This window comes from Vibrio satsumensis, assembly GCF_050337435.1.
In the GTDB taxonomy this organism is placed as follows: domain Bacteria; phylum Pseudomonadota; class Gammaproteobacteria; order Enterobacterales; family Vibrionaceae; genus Vibrio; species Vibrio satsumensis.
This window is the reverse complement of record NZ_JAKJSX010000014.1, coordinates 190,229-204,852: the sequence shown is the minus strand read 5'-3', so window position 1 is coordinate 204,852 and position 14,624 is coordinate 190,229. Positions and strand designations below refer to the sequence as shown.

The following is a 14,624-nucleotide window of genomic DNA, read 5'->3' as shown; positions in this document are numbered from 1 at the left end:
GAAAGGGGCTGCTCCTAGTACGAGAGGACCGGAGTGGACGAACCTCTGGTGTTCGGGTTGTCATGCCAATGGCATTGCCCGGTAGCTAAGTTCGGAATCGATAACCGCTGAAAGCATCTAAGCGGGAAGCGAGCCTTGAGATGAGTTTTCCCTGGCGCTATAAGCGTCCTAAAGGGTTGTCGTAGACTACGACGTTGATAGGCAGGGTGTGTAAGTGCTGCGAGGCATTGAGCTAACCTGTACTAATTGCCCGTGAGGCTTAACCATACAACACCCAAGGGGTTTTGTGGACTCAAAGAAATACCAAACGCTTGAATGAGTTTGAAGAGATAGACTTTTAAATACAGTTTTCCGAATTTTAAAATTTGCTTGGCGACCATAGCATTGTGGACCCACCTGATTCCATGCCGAACTCAGAAGTGAAACACAATAGCGCCGATGGTAGTGTGGGGCTTCCCCATGTGAGAGTAGGACATCGCCAGGCTCCAAATTTATTTTCACTTTTCAAAAGTGAAGACAAAAGTGTTATGAACACTTGTCAGCGACGACAAGTATTCCACTGCGGAGTGGTAGTTCAGTTGGTTAGAATACCGGCCTGTCACGCCGGGGGTCGCGGGTTCGAGTCCCGTCCACTCCGCCACTTATTCAGAGTTTCAGCTCTTTAAAACTGAAAATAGGGGTGTAGCTCCAATTGGCAGAGCAGCGGATTCCAAATCCGCGTGTTGGGAGTTCGAATCTCTCCACCCCTGCCATATACGAAGCCTCAGCAGAAATGCTGAGGCTTTTTTGCATTTGTTGCTTCTACGAAGCAATGTTGAGAGCTCGAGCGCCAGCCCTGTCGAATCTCCGGAGTGCCGGCTCAGTCTCCCCTGCTATATTTAAGGCTCTAGACTTGCGCGCCCCGGCAGAAATGCTCGAGCCTTTTGCTTTCTATGATTTGAACATTACCCTCTCTCCAAATGAAAATCCCTCTTTATCTTCAAAATATCATCCTCGATATGCACCTATTTCCTAATGACGACTAGTATGAAGATAGAGATCATTTATTTGGAATTGTTATGAGGTTATTTTGTACATCAGCTCTTATCTTTTGTTCGTTTTACGTATCGGCAACCCCATGGGAAAAAGAAAAGAGCCCGACAAGAAATTCAACCTCATCTATCGGTAGTTACGCTAATGGCTGTCTAGACGGTGCGCAGGCTTTGCCAATTGATGGTCAAGGTTACCAAGTGATTCGTCCTCAGAGAGAGCGCTACTATGGACATACAGAGGCCATTCAGTTTATTGAAAGGCTAGGTGTGACCGCGAGCGAACAGCTCAACACTAATTTATTGGTTGGTGATATTTCTCTACCTCGAGGAGGGCGCTTTTCGTCTGGTCATTCAAGCCACCAGACTGGCTTGGATATTGATATATGGTTAAGGCTCACCGATAAGAGGCTGTCCGAAAATGAACTCGCTGTTCCTAAGCCAATCAGCGTTGTCGATCTCACCAACTACAAATTGCGCAAATCGAATTGGACTGATGATCACTTCCAAGTCATTCGCTATGCCGCGAAAGATGAAAAAGTGGTACGTATTTTTGTTCATCCAGTGATTAAGCAAACCCTTTGTGAACAAGAAAGCTCTGACGCTAATGATAGAGCTTGGTTAGGCAAAATAAGGCCTTGGTGGGGGCATCATTCACATTTTCACGTTCGTTTAAAGTGTCCTGAAGGCAGTTCAAATTGTATAGCTCAAGCAAACCCTCCTCAAGGTGATGGCTGTGGAGATGAACTTGCCAGTTGGGCTCCAAAGACCATTCCAGTTCCACCTCCCCCAAAAGTAGCGAAAAATAAGAAAAAGAAAAAAGTTAAAGTGATGCCAAGTCAGTGTTTGGCCTTGATATCGAATAAGTAATCCTGTTAATCGAGGCTTTTTACAGTGGTACAGCCACTGGTTTTCTCGACTCTAAAACTGGAGAAATATCACACTTTTGTCTAGTGTTTATAAACACGAGATTAAGAACATCGTTTGATATTAATAAAACTAATAACGCTATCAGCAAGGGCGATGACGAATTTGACACGGCTTGGTCAAGGGTGGAGTGTTTTTGGGGTGAAAGATGCGGCTTATATGCAGTATGTAAAATCAGAGTCTGATACCCGTAGATAGATAATTCAAGGATAAGACTATGACTATGATTTGTGCAAAGGAATTTTCAGGATGGTTAAGACATAGGTTCAACGCTGAAAGTTCGGGTATTTCTATTTCGAGGGATGACATCACTCAATTGACGGGCAGACAACGTTTAGACCCTAGCTTCGTAAATGATGTGCACTATGAATTGATGCAGTATGGAATGGCATTTGTGACAGATACCAGCAGGGAAAACTTTTATCTTGTTCCTGTATCTCAGTCGATAAACTGGCGAGAGCGACTCGAGTACCAATTTGAAAAAGAGCTCTTCTGCAATATTTACCCAATCGAAAAATCAGGTTAAAAAAAAGGTTCAACTTATGGTTAAGTTGAACCTTTCTTCTTTTAGGTCAAGCCTTGAATGATAACAAACTTCTCTAGTAGCTCATCTTCAGTTTCAATATGGTTTGGATCAGTGATGATGCACTTAGTAATTGGGCATACAGACTGACACGTTGGCTTCTCATAGTGACCTTTACATTCAGTACATAAATCTGGGTCGATTTCGAAAATGCTGTCACCCATAGTTATTGCGCCGTTTGGGCATTCAGGGTCACACATATCGCAGTTTATGCACTTGTCAGTGATTAACAGAGCCATTGCTTTCTTCTCAGTTGAGTTTCTAAGTAAAGTTACTTACCTGAAGCGTTACGTGTATCTTGGCCTTCGCTCAAGTTACGCATCAGTAAGCCATACTCTAAGTCTAGATCTGCTGGTACCGGAATAAAGACAAAGTGACCGTTACCTTTTGCGTCTTCGACAGCTTCAGATTTACGGTTTTCCATAACTTCCAGTTTGAAAACAACGTTACCTTTCGGTGTCATCATTTCTAAGCTGTCACCAACTAGGAATTTATTCTTCACTTCTACTTCCGCTAGGTCACCGCGGCGCTTACCTGTGAATTCACCAACAAACTGTTGAGTGTCAGAGATAGAGTAACCGTACTCGTAGTTTTGGTAAGTGTCGTGAGTATGGCGACGTAGGAAGCCTTCAGTGTAGCCGCGGTGCGCTAGGCTCTCTAGTGTACCCATTAGGCTTTCATCAAATGGCTTGCCTGCTACGGCGTCATCGATAGCTTTACGGTAAACCTGTGCTGTACGAGCACAGTAGTAGAAAGACTTAGTACGGCCTTCGATTTTCAGTGAGTGAACACCCATCTTCGTTAGACGCTCAACGTGCTGGATTGCACGAAGGTCTTTTGAGTTCATGATGTAAGTACCATGCTCATCTTCAAACGCAGCCATTTTCTCTTCAGGCTTGTGTGACTCTGAAAGTAGAACCACTTCATCTGTTGGTTTACCTAGACCTAGTGTGTTGTCTGGACGTTCGTCTTGAACTTCAACATCCTGAATCTCAACACCAGTAGGGTTTGCTTCAACGATTTGACCGTTTTCGTCTTCTTTTGCCGCTTCTGTTTTGTATTCCCAACGACAAGCGTTAGTGCAAGTACCTTGGTTAGGATCGCGCTTGTTCATGTAACCAGAAAGTAGACAACGACCAGAGTACGCCATGCAAAGTGCACCGTGAACAAAGATTTCTAGTTCTGTTTCAGGACAGTGTTCGCGGATCTCTTCGATCTCTTCAAGTGATAGCTCACGAGATAGGATGACACGCTCAACGCCTTGTGTAGCCCAGAATTTTACCGTTGCCCAGTTTACAGCGTTAGCTTGAACTGAAAGGTGGATAGGCATTTCAGGGAATGCTTCACGAACCATCATAATAAGACCAGGATCAGACATGATAAGAGCGTCTGGGCCCATATCAACAACTGGCTTAAGGTCGCGAATGAAAGTTTTTAGTTTAGAGTTGTGTGGCTGAATGTTACATACAACATATAACTTTTTGCCTTGAGCATGAGCTTCATCGATACCGATTTGTAGATTTTCGTGGTTGAACTCATTGTTACGAACGCGAAGGCTGTAACGTGGCTGACCCGCGTAAACTGCATCTGCGCCGTAGGCGAATGCGTAACGCATGTTTTTAAGGCTTCCTGCCGGTGATAATAGTTCAGGTACAAATGGTTTTTGTGTAGTCATTGCTTCGTTCTCTAATCTGATCTCAAGTCAGGTTGATACCACCAAGTGATATCAAAGGGGCGCAAATTTTACGCTAAAATGAGTTTGGTTGATAGCCCTAAAGATAGCAATGATATTAAGAAGAGAGTGAAGGGATAAATATACAGCGGGAAATGTAGGGAAAATAAGCTCAGGCACGGTGCACCTGAGCTTTGAAGTTACTTATTAAGCGTTTGGTTGAGTTAAGCCACCTAGTGATTCGAACAGGTTCGGAAGGAACACGCTGAACTCACCACATAGCAATGAGAAATCTGCATCAAAGCGTGCAGCTTGGTCCTCACGAGGAATATCGTCGTTTTCGTCTTTTAGTTCATCACTGAATTTTAGGCGTTTGATACTGCCATCTTCTGCAAGAATGAATTCAATACGGTCTTGCCAGTTGATAAGAAGTTTCGTCACCATCTTATTGGCTTCGATGTGGTTCTTAATTTCATCCGCTTCTAGTTCTTGCTTCTTAACTCGGACAATACCGCCGTCTTCTTGGATAGACTTTAACTCTGCTTCATCAAGCATAGTGATACCTTGAGGCGTATCGCCTGACTTAACCCATTCAGTTAACGTTGTTTCAATCGCTTGCTCTGGAATCGCAGGAACAACCGGTAGGCTACCCATTGTCTTACGTAGCAATGCCAATACATCTTCTGCTTTTTTATAGCTGCTCGCATCAACTACGATAAAGCCTTCTTTTGGCATGATCAGCGCGTAAGTGAAGTTGCTGCGGCTGAATGCGCGAGGAAGTAGATCAATGATGATGTCTTCTTTTAGGCTGTCTTTCTCTTTCTTTTTCAGAGGTGTGCCAGACTCTGCCTCAAGCGTTTCTACTTTTGCGTTCAATGATTCTTTGATCACAGAAGCCGGTAGCATTTTCTCTTCTTTCTTTGCACAGATTAGAATGCGGTTTTCTGATACGTGCGTCATCATATCGCCATGTCGACCCATTGCGTGTACCCAACCAAATTTCTGTTTGTCTTGGCTACCACAAGGAGTAAAACGGAATTCTTCAAGTTGTTTCTCTAGCTGATCTGCGTTGAAATCAATATCACGGTTGAAGCGATAGACTAGGCAATTTTTAAACCACATAATTTTTCTCATACCTTTTTAGAAGTGCTTCATGATATGAGATCTAATTCGATTTGTCCTTAGCTCTGTATCAAAAGTTATAAAGTGAAATGTTTGAGACAGTTATATGAAAATTTGTTTTCAAAGGTCACAAAAGTGTCATAATTAACTCAGATAATGCAATGCGTTGATTAAATACAAAGGCTATTCAATTATGTCGAGAAGGATTCTGGTTGTTGAAGATGAAGCACCTATTCGTGAGATGCTGTGTTTCGTGCTTGAACAAAAAGGCTACCAAGCAGTAGAGGCTGAAGATTACGATACAGCGGTAAACAAGCTATGTGAACCTTTCCCAGATCTAGTATTACTAGATTGGATGCTACCTGGTGGTAGCGGGATAAACTTTATCAAGCACATGAAGCGTGAAGAGTTAACTCGCAACATCCCAGTGGTGATGCTGACGGCTCGTGGCGAAGAGGAAGATAAGGTTCGTGGTTTAGAAGTGGGTGCTGATGACTACATTACCAAACCATTTTCACCCAAAGAGCTCGTCGCTCGTCTGAAAGCGGTTATCCGCCGTGTAACACCAACGGCATTGGAAGATGTGATTGATGTTCAAGGTCTTAAATTAGACCCAGTATCACACCGCGTTACCGCAAGCGAAGGTCCAGTTGATATGGGGCCAACAGAATTCAAAATGCTGCATTTCTTTATGACGCACCAAGAGCGTGTATACAGTCGAGAGCAGCTGCTTAACAACGTTTGGGGTACTAACGTTTACGTTGAAGACCGCACGGTTGATGTACATATTCGACGCCTACGTAAAGCGCTTGAATCTGCAGGTCACGATAAGCTAATCCAAACGGTTCGTGGCGCTGGCTACCGTTTTTCTACAAAGGCTTAATGTGGCTTCGCTGCCCAGTTTACGGAGTCCTGAATGGTTGAAAAGTTAACCTGGAAAAAGCTGGCTTGGGAGCTGGCTTTTTTTTACGCACCATGGGTTTTAGTCGGATGGATATTCGGTTACCTACCTTGGTTACTGCTGGCTGCTACGGTATTGCAGCTCGGCTGGCATCTACACAACCAAATGCGTTTGTCCGCATGGTTGTGGGATGAGAAGCGTCTAACACCACCTTCAGGCTCAGGAAACTGGGAATCTCTGTTCAACGGTATCTATCGTATGCAGCAGAGACAACGTCGCAAACGTAAAGAACTGACCAATCTTATCCGCCGTTTCCGTAACGGTGCAGAATCGCTTCCCGATGCCGTTGTGGTATTTCGCGGTGAAGGCAATATCGTTTGGTGTAACAAGCTTGCTCAGTATTTATTGGGCTTTCGTTGGCCAGATGATTCAGGACAACCGATCTCGAACCTGATTCGCACGCCTGACTTTATTAAATATCTGAACAAGCAAGATTTCTCTGAGCCATTAGAGATGCCTTCTCCACTGAATGTGGAGCGTATGCTTGAGCTGCGTATTGTGCCGTATACCGAGGGTGAACACCTGATGGTGGTGCGTGATGTGACTCAACTTAAGCAGCTAGAGGGCATGCGTCGTAACTTCTTCGCTAACGTATCTCATGAGTTGCGCACTCCAATGACCGTACTTCAAGGCTACCTTGAAATGACGGAAGATCCAGACATGATCGTTGGCCCAATGTGGACCAAGGCTCATGGTGTAATGACTGAGCAACTGAACCGTATGAACAGTCTGGTCAATCAACTGCTTACACTTTCAAAAATTGAAGCAGCGCCAATGCACGAGTTGGATGAAGTGGTGAACGTTCCCGCCATGCTTGAGGTTCTTGAGAAAGAAGCCGCGAGCTTGAGTGGCGATCGGGAACACAAGCTTGAGTTTGATATTGATAAGAGCCTGCGCGTATTAGCTGATGAAGATCAGTTGCGAAGTGCGATATCGAATCTGGTTTATAACGCAGTCAAATACACACCTCCGGGCGCTACGGTTAAAGTTCGCTGGTATCAAACAAGCCAAGGTGCCTGCTTAGACGTGTCAGATACGGGGGATGGTATTGAACCTCAGCATTTACATCGACTCACAGAGCGTTTCTATCGTGTAGATAAAGCCCGTTCTCGTGATACTGGTGGTAGTGGTCTTGGATTAGCTATTGTGAAACATGCGCTTAGTCACCATGACTCACATTTAGAAATTCAAAGTGAAGTGGGTGTCGGTAGCCGCTTCTACTTCACGCTTCCAAATCGATTGACTGTGTCATGATTTCTCTCATACGCAGGGTGCGTTTCCCCGTCAGTTCATTGTTAGCGTTGGCTTTGGTTAACTCTGTCCATGCAGAACAAGGTGTCGATTCTCTTCCTGATTATTCTAAGGTTCCAGGCATTTCCGGGAGTTTATTGTCGGTAGGTTCGGATACCTTGGCAGGCATGACAACGCTATGGGTGGAAGAGTTCAAGTCTTACTATCCGAATGTAAATGCTCAAGTCCAAGCATCTGGCTCTTCTACCGCTCCTCCAGCCTTAACCGAAGGTACTGCTCACTTAGGGCCAATGAGCCGACCGATGCGCCTAAGAGAAGTCGAAGCATTCGAAAGAGAGCATGGTTATAAGCCGACGGCACTGCGAGTTGCTATCGATGCCATTGGCATTTTTGTGCATCGTGATAACCCTATTGAAGGGCTCAATTTTCGCCAAATTGACGGTATATTTTCAGAGACACTGCGTTGCGGTGCAACGAAACAGCTAACCGATTGGCAAGATTTAGGAGTCGATCAGCCATGGGCAAAACATCGATTCCAACTGTTTGGTCGTAACTCCGTTTCGGGAACCTACGGCTATTTCAAACAAAACGCCTTATGCGGTGGTGACTTTAAGAACCGAGTCAATGAACAGCCAGGTTCTGCATCGGTTGTACAGTCGGTCGCTTCATCAATCAGCGGGATTGGCTATTCGGGTATTGGCTATCGAGTGGCTGGCGTTAAGTTAATTCCTATTACCGAGCATGGTTCTGATTATGTAGAGCCGACTCGAGCGAATATCTTGAGTGGTGATTACCCTCTATCACGCTTTCTTTATGTATACGTGAACAAACACCCAGATAAACCGCTTTCTCCTGTTGAGAGAGAGTTCCTCACTTTTGTGTTCTCAAAGCAAGGGCAAGAACTGGTAGAGAAAGATGGCTATTTAGCGATACCGTCTGAGTTCGCAGAGCAAGAGTTGGCAAAAGTCGGGCTCTGATTGAGGCTACTACAAACTTAGAAAAGAAACATATGAACAGCTTGCGATGCCGCAGGCTGTTTTTATTTTGATGGTTCGTTATTTTAGCTTCAACAACCATCCAGCATTTTGCCAACGTCGTTGCTCTTCTCTGAGTTCACAATCAAGCAGTTGGTTATGGGCCAACCAATCGCTGTTAGATCCTTTCAATTCCCAGTTATCCTGTTGTTTTATAGTTAGCGATACGTCTGGGGCCTGTGCTTGATTTCGCTGACGGTTGAGTAAGATAGCGAGTCTCAATACACGAATCAGTAGGGTGATTTGTTGCAGGGTAAACAGAGAAAGTTCCGGCAAATCTTGTAGCTTGAGCGCTTTTCTTTGATAGCGAACCAATGTTGATATAAGACGTTGTTGCTCAGTATTAAAGCCTGGCATTGTCGTGTGCTTAAGTAGATAAGCCGAATGGCGATGATAGCCTTGGAATGCAATACTTTGTCCTACCTCATGAAGTAATGCAGCCCAACTAAGCAGATCATACAGCTCATTAGTGACCGCCGTTGTCACTTGAGGTTGTATTTGTTTGAGCAATGAAAGAGAGAGTTCTTTCACTTTCTTGCCATGAGTTACGTCTACATGGTATCGAGAGATGAGCGTTTCGGCAGTTCTTATTCGAACACCTATATCTTTAAATCGATCCTCCATGTCATAAAGAACGCCTTCTCTCAGGGCTCCATCAGAAAAATGTAACTCTTTGATGTCTAGCGTATCCATGGCTGCTGAAAGAATGGTAACGCCAGCAGCAAACACTGGCTTTCTCTCATCACTTAAACCTGAAAGATTTAAGGTTTTGGATGATGAAAATTCACATAAGTGATTCTTTAAATAGGACAGGCGTTGGAGCGTAATGAGGCCATCGGTGAACCCTAAGCCAATGAGTACCTCTTTTATTGATTTAGCTGTCCCTGATGAGCCAAAGGCGATTTCCCAAGGGGCTTTTGTATATTCTTCAATTAATGGCATCAATAGACGAGTAGCCGCGGTATTAGCATCTGAGAAGTGTTTTGAGGTTAGTCCTCCGTCAGCAAAGAAACGTTGAGTGAAACTGACGCATCCCATAGGTAAACTGCGCATAATTAAGGGAGTAAAACCTTGTCCTGCGACGAGTTCGGTACTCCCTCCACCAATATCAATAACCAATTTAGTTTCTGAGGCGGTTTGAGTGTGTTCTACGCCGTTATAGATTATTCGAGCTTCTTCTTGACCGGAAATGATCTCGATTGGAAAAGGGAACAATGGTTTAGCTTGCTCTAAGAAGTCTTTAGCGTTTTTGGCTTTTCTTAGAGTATGAGTCGCAACAACTCTGACATCATCAAGTTCAAAATCTGCTAGTCGCTCTGCGAATACTTTAAGGCATTCTAGGCCTCGCTCGATAGCGCTTTCGGATAGGAAGTTACGTTCATCCAATCCATTACCTAATCTCACTTTCTGTTTGTGTCTGCTGACTAATTGCAGGTGTTGATCGAATACTCGGGCAACTACCATGTGAAAGCTGTTCGAGCCCAAGTCTATAGCGGCAATACATCGAGAATGTCTGTTATCAATTAGCGGCATGATTTCTTCTCTTGTTTGTACTTCTTGCGAGCAAGTTTCTCCATACGTTTAATATAGTGGTAAGTGGAGAGTTGTGACGTCGGGTAATCAAGTGGGTTAGCTGGTGGTTGTATGTAAGGGTTGCTCATCGATTGGTCTAACACTCGAGCTTTGTTACTGTCATCGAAATGAAACTCGGTGATATCGATAATGGTTTGCTTGATCTTTGGATCTAAAATTGGGGCTGCAACCTCGATGCGGTGATCAAAGTTTCGTGTCATCCAGTCAGCAGAGGAGATATAGACTTTCGGCTTTCCAGCGTTACTAAATATCATTACTCTCGGGTGTTCGAGAAAACGATCGACCACACTAACAATCTCAATATGGTCACTGATGTTGGGTATGCTAGGGACAAGAGAGCACATGCCGCGAATGATCATTCTCACTTTTACATTGGCTTGGCTGGCCTGATAGAGTTTTTCAATGATCTCTCGATCAACCAAGTTGTTGAGTTTTAGAGTGATGCTTGCGGGCTTACCTTCTATCGAATTTTGTATTTCATTATCTATCAACTGGTAGAGGCGTTTTCTTGTATTCTTTGGTGACACAATCAGTTGCTTGAACTGTGACTTTTGATAAGGGTTTTCAATATATTTAAAGACTTGTCTCACCTCTTGAGTCAAATCTTCATTCGCAGTGAGCAGAGAAAAATCGGTATACACGCGCGCTGTAACTTCATGAAAGTTACCGGTGCCAATATGGGTATAATACTCTGTATGCTTGCCTTCTTTTCGTTTAATGAGCAGCAGCTTGGAGTGAATTTTTAAGCTCGGGATGCCATGGATGACTTTTACACCCGCTTCTTGAAGTTTCTTGGTCCATTGAATATTGGCTTGCTCGTCAAAGCGGGCTTGCAGCTCGACAACCACGGTGACCTTTTTACCATTGTGCGCAGCGTCGATGATCGAGCTGAGGAGTTTTGAGCCTTCCGCAACACGGTAAACATTTATTTTGATGGAGGTTACCTTGGGATCAAAGGAAGCCTGCCTAACAAGTTCAGTGATGTGATTAAAGGTGTGATAAGGGTAATGGAGTAAGATGTCACGCGCCTTGATTGCTTCGAAATAGTTTGGGTAGTGGTTGAAATGCGCGCACTTAATCGCGGGTAGTGGGCGATTAACTAAATCACGTCGGTTAAGGCTTGGGAACTCAGAGAAATGTTTGAAATTATGATAACGACCACCTGCAATGACACTATCATAGTCAGACAATTTAAGCCTGATTTGTAAGAAGTTGAGCATTTCAGCTGGCATTTCTGATTCATAGAGCAGACGTATCGGCAGTGCCGTTAAGCGCTGTTCTAAACCTAAAGACATCGATTCTAATAGGTTATTTTCATTGTCCTCTTGAAGGTCATAATCGGCATCACGCGTCATTTTTATCGCAAAACAACGCAATGAGTCATACTCAAAGAATCCTTTAAGCAAGTCATCCAAACAAAATCGAACTATATTATCTAACAAGATCAAAGTCATACGCTGAGAACCCGAAGCTTCCGGTAGCTTTACAAATCGAGGGAGTTCCTCTGATGGGATTTCGAGTAAGACATATTGAGAAGATGCCTCATGCCCGATGTCGATGGCTAAGTAGCTTTGTTCGTCTTTGAGAATATTGAGTAACTGGCTATCTTCGTTCAAGAGAAACGGAGTTAAGTGTGGTAGCACTTTTTTCTTAAAGTACTTTTTGATCCAGTCACTTTGCTCTTCGCTGATTTGCTGTTCGTTGACCAGAAAAATACGATTGCGCGCTAGTTCCAACAACAGGTCGTTATACAGATCATGGAATTGAGCATCGAGCTTGCTCGCTTTACTCTGCATTTGAGTCAGTAAAGTTTTCAGCGAGTTGGAGAGTAGCTGTGGATCTTGAAGTAAGATCTTTCGCTTCACATCAGCAAATCGAACTTTGTAAAACTCATCGAGGTTTTTCGAGTAAATACCTAAAAAACGAACCCTTTCGATTAATGGTACTGACTTGTCTGCCGCTTCTTGGAGCACTCTTTCGTTGAACGATAACCAGCTAAGTTCTTTTGTGACATAGTCTTTTTCCATCGAGATGAGAATCCTTGAGTACTGGCTATAGAGCTGATTACTTTAATTTAGAATAGCAAAATGCACAAAATCTATGATCTTACTTTAAGAAATATGGCTAACAAACTTGTTATTAGTTTCAGTTGTTTAACGTAACTTGTAATATAATTGTCATCTAAGATACATATTATGTCAGTAGCTAAAAAAAGGTAGATAAACAGATGGCTTCAGCCCAATTTTCATTGAAAGAGCGCGACAAAAAAAGATGGTTGAAAGATCGTCTCGTCCGCTTTTCGGTGACATGTGGTGCGGTCAGTGTTCTCGCTGCTCTGGTATTGATCTTTGTTTACTTGGCGATGGTCATTTTACCTGTGTTTTCTGACACTGGTTTAGATACTGACCAAGCCGTGAAGACCGTTGCCGTAGAAAAGCCTATCGTCTTATCAGTTGACGAATATGGTCAGCATGCATTTACTATCGAAAAATCCGGTTTGGTACAGTTTTGGGATTTAGAGGCCCAAAATACACACTCTTACTTTGAGCGTAATGTTGTAGCCAACCCAGTCGCCTTTTCTCGAAATACCCCATCTGAAAACTGGTTTGCTTTTGCCGACAGCGCCAGCAACCTTACTCTTTTCTATCCTGAGTATAGTGCGCCTGTGCTGAAAAAGGGCAGCGAAGCCGAACCTAAAATTGAGCAAATCGATCTCCCTGAACCATTTTTAAATGATGAATCCTCAAACGGGGCAACGATCGACAAATTTGCGTTCTCAAAAAATGGACGCGGTATTACGGTTGCTGCTCAGTTAAGTGACCAGCGAGTCTTGGTTAAGTGGTATCAGAGCGACCTTACTGGTCAGTATGTTTTTCAGCAGAGCCAATGGCTGTCGGATAAATTGGGCTTGCAGCAGCAACTGCTCGTCACACCTGATGGGCAAACTTTATATCTCCGAGCACAATCGGATTTGGTTGTTTTAAAACTATCAGATAACGGCTTTGGTGTTCGTGAAGTGATTGACCTTAGCTTAAACGATGCGAAGCATTCCGTAAAAAGCATCGATTTACTGTCTGGGGCATACTCGTTGTTGGTCACGCATGAGGACGGACAGGTTTCTCAGTGGTTCGATGTACTCAAAGATGAAAAGCGTAGTCTGACCCATATTCGAGATTTCCAACTTGCCGAACAAGTGCAATTTATCCTGCCCGATACTTATAGAAAGGGTTTTTACAGCTTCTATAAAAACGGCACATTACAAAGCCATTATACAACCAGTGAAAAGCTGTCGTTGTTTGAACGAGCGTTTGATAAGTCACCACAATTAGCCGCTATGTCTGCCAATGAACTGCATCTGGCGACGTTGATTGATGGCACTATCAGTGTGGCTAAAGTCGACAATGAATACCCACAAATATCATTCTCATCACTTTGGCAAAAGGTCTGGTACGAAAGTTACCCTGAGCCACAATACGTTTGGCAATCAACGTCGGCGAACGATGACTTTGAAGAGAAATTCAGTTTAGTACCTATCACGTTCGGTACCATTAAGGCCGCTCTGTTTGCGATGATGTTTGCCGTGCCGGTTGCTGTGCTCGGAGCCATTTACACTGCCTACTTCATGTCTCCACGAATGCGAAGAGTGGTTAAGCCTTCGATAGAGCTGATGGAAGCACTTCCGACCGTGATCATCGGATTTTTGGCCGGGCTTTGGTTTGCTCCAATTGTTGAAACGCATTTAACTGCAGTCTTCTCATTAATGGTTTTATTACCACTAAGCACATTATTTACGGGGCTTGTTTGGTACTGCTTACCTAAAATGGTGACGAGTCGCTTCTCTAATGGCTGGCATGCTTTAATATTGATACCGGTATTGATGATTACGGTGGGCGCTGTGTTTGCTGGTGGAAACAGCATCGAAGCCTTGTTGTTTGGTGGTGACATTCGTACTTTTTTGGCTAATTATGGCATCGATTTTGACCAGCGCAATGCGCTGGTGGTTGGTTTTGCTATGGGCTTTGCGGTTATCCCGACAATCTTCACTATCGCCGAAGACGCTATTTTCTCTGTACCTAAACACTTATCAGATGGTTCATTGGCGTTGGGCGCAACAGCGTGGCAAACCCTTATTTATGTAGTGTTATTGACGGCTAGTCCGGGTATCTTTTCAGCCATCATGATGGGGTTAGGACGAGCGGTTGGCGAAACAATGATCGTCTTGATGGCTACAGGTAACACACCTATTCTCGATTGGAATATTTTGGAAGGGATGAGAACGCTATCAGCAACGATTGCAGTTGAACTGCCTGAATCAGAAGTTGGCGGTTCTCACTTCCGCTTATTGTTCTTAGCAGCATTGTTGCTGTTTATTTTCACGTTTGCGGTGAACTCAGTTGCAGAGTGGGTTAGACAAAGACTGAGAGATAAATATCGTGCGCTGTAGTTTTAAAGA

The 14,624-nt window shown here is 43.9% G+C and carries 11 protein-coding genes, 2 tRNA genes and 2 rRNA genes; 10 read left to right on the top strand and 5 right to left on the bottom strand.

The features are described 5' to 3' along the window. The 6 genes from L4C44_RS18800 to L4C44_RS18775 all read left to right on the top strand — a co-directional run. Nucleotides 1–267 (top strand): 23S ribosomal RNA (locus tag L4C44_RS18800); the annotation flags it as partial. A gap of 101 nt (nt 268–368) precedes the next feature. Beyond that, nucleotides 369–484 (top strand): 5S ribosomal RNA (rrf, locus tag L4C44_RS18795). Nucleotides 485–563: 79 nt separating this feature from the next. Further along, nucleotides 564–640 (top strand) — tRNA-Asp (locus L4C44_RS18790). 35 nt (nt 641–675) lie between these two features. Further along, nucleotides 676–752, top strand: a tRNA-Trp gene (locus L4C44_RS18785). Between the two features lie 306 nt (nt 753–1,058). Next, the gene (mepA, locus tag L4C44_RS18780; protein ID WP_285954971.1) at nt 1,059–1,898 is read left to right on the top strand and encodes a penicillin-insensitive murein endopeptidase; all 840 of its coding nucleotides are present in this window, start codon (nt 1,059–1,061) and stop codon (nt 1,896–1,898) included. Between the two features lie 274 nt (nt 1,899–2,172). Then, nucleotides 2,173–2,481, top strand: coding sequence for a hypothetical protein (locus L4C44_RS18775; RefSeq protein ID WP_060983276.1), 309 nt, complete (start codon nt 2,173–2,175; stop codon nt 2,479–2,481). Nucleotides 2,482–2,522: 41 nt separating this feature from the next. On the opposite strand, the gene L4C44_RS18770 is transcribed toward L4C44_RS18775, so the two are convergent. The 3 genes from L4C44_RS18770 to rdgC all read right to left on the bottom strand — a co-directional run bounded on the left by L4C44_RS18770 (nt 2,523) and on the right by rdgC (nt 5,332). Beyond that, nucleotides 2,523–2,777 (bottom strand): YfhL family 4Fe-4S dicluster ferredoxin, encoded by a 255-nt coding sequence (locus tag L4C44_RS18770; RefSeq protein ID WP_004740368.1) that lies wholly within the window; start codon nt 2,775–2,777, stop codon nt 2,523–2,525. 32 nt (nt 2,778–2,809) lie between these two features. Continuing rightward, nucleotides 2,810–4,213 carry a prephenate-dependent tRNA uridine(34) hydroxylase TrhP gene (trhP, locus tag L4C44_RS18765; protein WP_285954972.1) on the bottom strand — a complete coding sequence of 468 codons (1,404 nt, stop codon included), beginning with the start codon at nt 4,211–4,213 and terminating at the stop codon, nt 2,810–2,812. 204 nt (nt 4,214–4,417) lie between these two features. Further along, nucleotides 4,418–5,332, bottom strand: a complete 915-nt coding sequence (rdgC, locus tag L4C44_RS18760) for a recombination-associated protein RdgC (protein ID WP_017062534.1) — start codon at nt 5,330–5,332, stop codon at nt 4,418–4,420. 193 nt (nt 5,333–5,525) lie between these two features. Here rdgC and phoB point away from each other — a divergent pair, with 193 nt between their 5' ends. Genes phoB through L4C44_RS18745 form a run of 3 tightly spaced genes read left to right on the top strand, consistent with a single transcriptional unit; the run spans nt 5,526 to nt 8,521 of the window. Further along, complete coding sequence (phoB, locus tag L4C44_RS18755; RefSeq protein WP_004735064.1) at nt 5,526–6,215, top strand: phosphate regulon transcriptional regulator PhoB; 690 nt, start codon at nt 5,526–5,528, stop codon at nt 6,213–6,215. A gap of 33 nt (nt 6,216–6,248) precedes the next feature. Then, entirely contained in the window at nt 6,249–7,547 is a 1,299-nt protein-coding gene (phoR, locus tag L4C44_RS18750; RefSeq protein WP_428805567.1) for a phosphate regulon sensor histidine kinase PhoR, read from the top strand. Then, entirely contained in the window at nt 7,544–8,521 is a 978-nt protein-coding gene (locus L4C44_RS18745; RefSeq protein WP_146489658.1) for a PstS family phosphate ABC transporter substrate-binding protein, read from the top strand. Before phoR ends, L4C44_RS18745 begins: the two co-directional genes overlap by 4 nt. A 78-nt stretch (nt 8,522–8,599) precedes the next feature. On the opposite strand, the gene ppx is transcribed toward L4C44_RS18745, so the two are convergent. Both ppx and ppk1 read right to left on the bottom strand, forming a co-directional pair. After that, entirely contained in the window at nt 8,600–10,111 is a 1,512-nt protein-coding gene (gene ppx / locus L4C44_RS18740; RefSeq protein ID WP_428805566.1) for an exopolyphosphatase, read from the bottom strand. Continuing rightward, complete coding sequence (gene ppk1 / locus L4C44_RS18735) at nt 10,102–12,198, bottom strand: polyphosphate kinase 1 (protein ID WP_428805565.1); 2,097 nt, start codon at nt 12,196–12,198, stop codon at nt 10,102–10,104. Before ppk1 ends, ppx begins: the two co-directional genes overlap by 10 nt. A 200-nt stretch (nt 12,199–12,398) precedes the next feature. Between ppk1 and L4C44_RS18730 the strand changes: the two genes are divergently transcribed. Next, nucleotides 12,399–14,615, top strand: coding sequence for an ABC transporter permease subunit (locus L4C44_RS18730; RefSeq protein WP_146489661.1), 2,217 nt, complete (start codon nt 12,399–12,401; stop codon nt 14,613–14,615). The last annotated feature ends 9 nt before the right edge of the window (nt 14,616–14,624 follow it).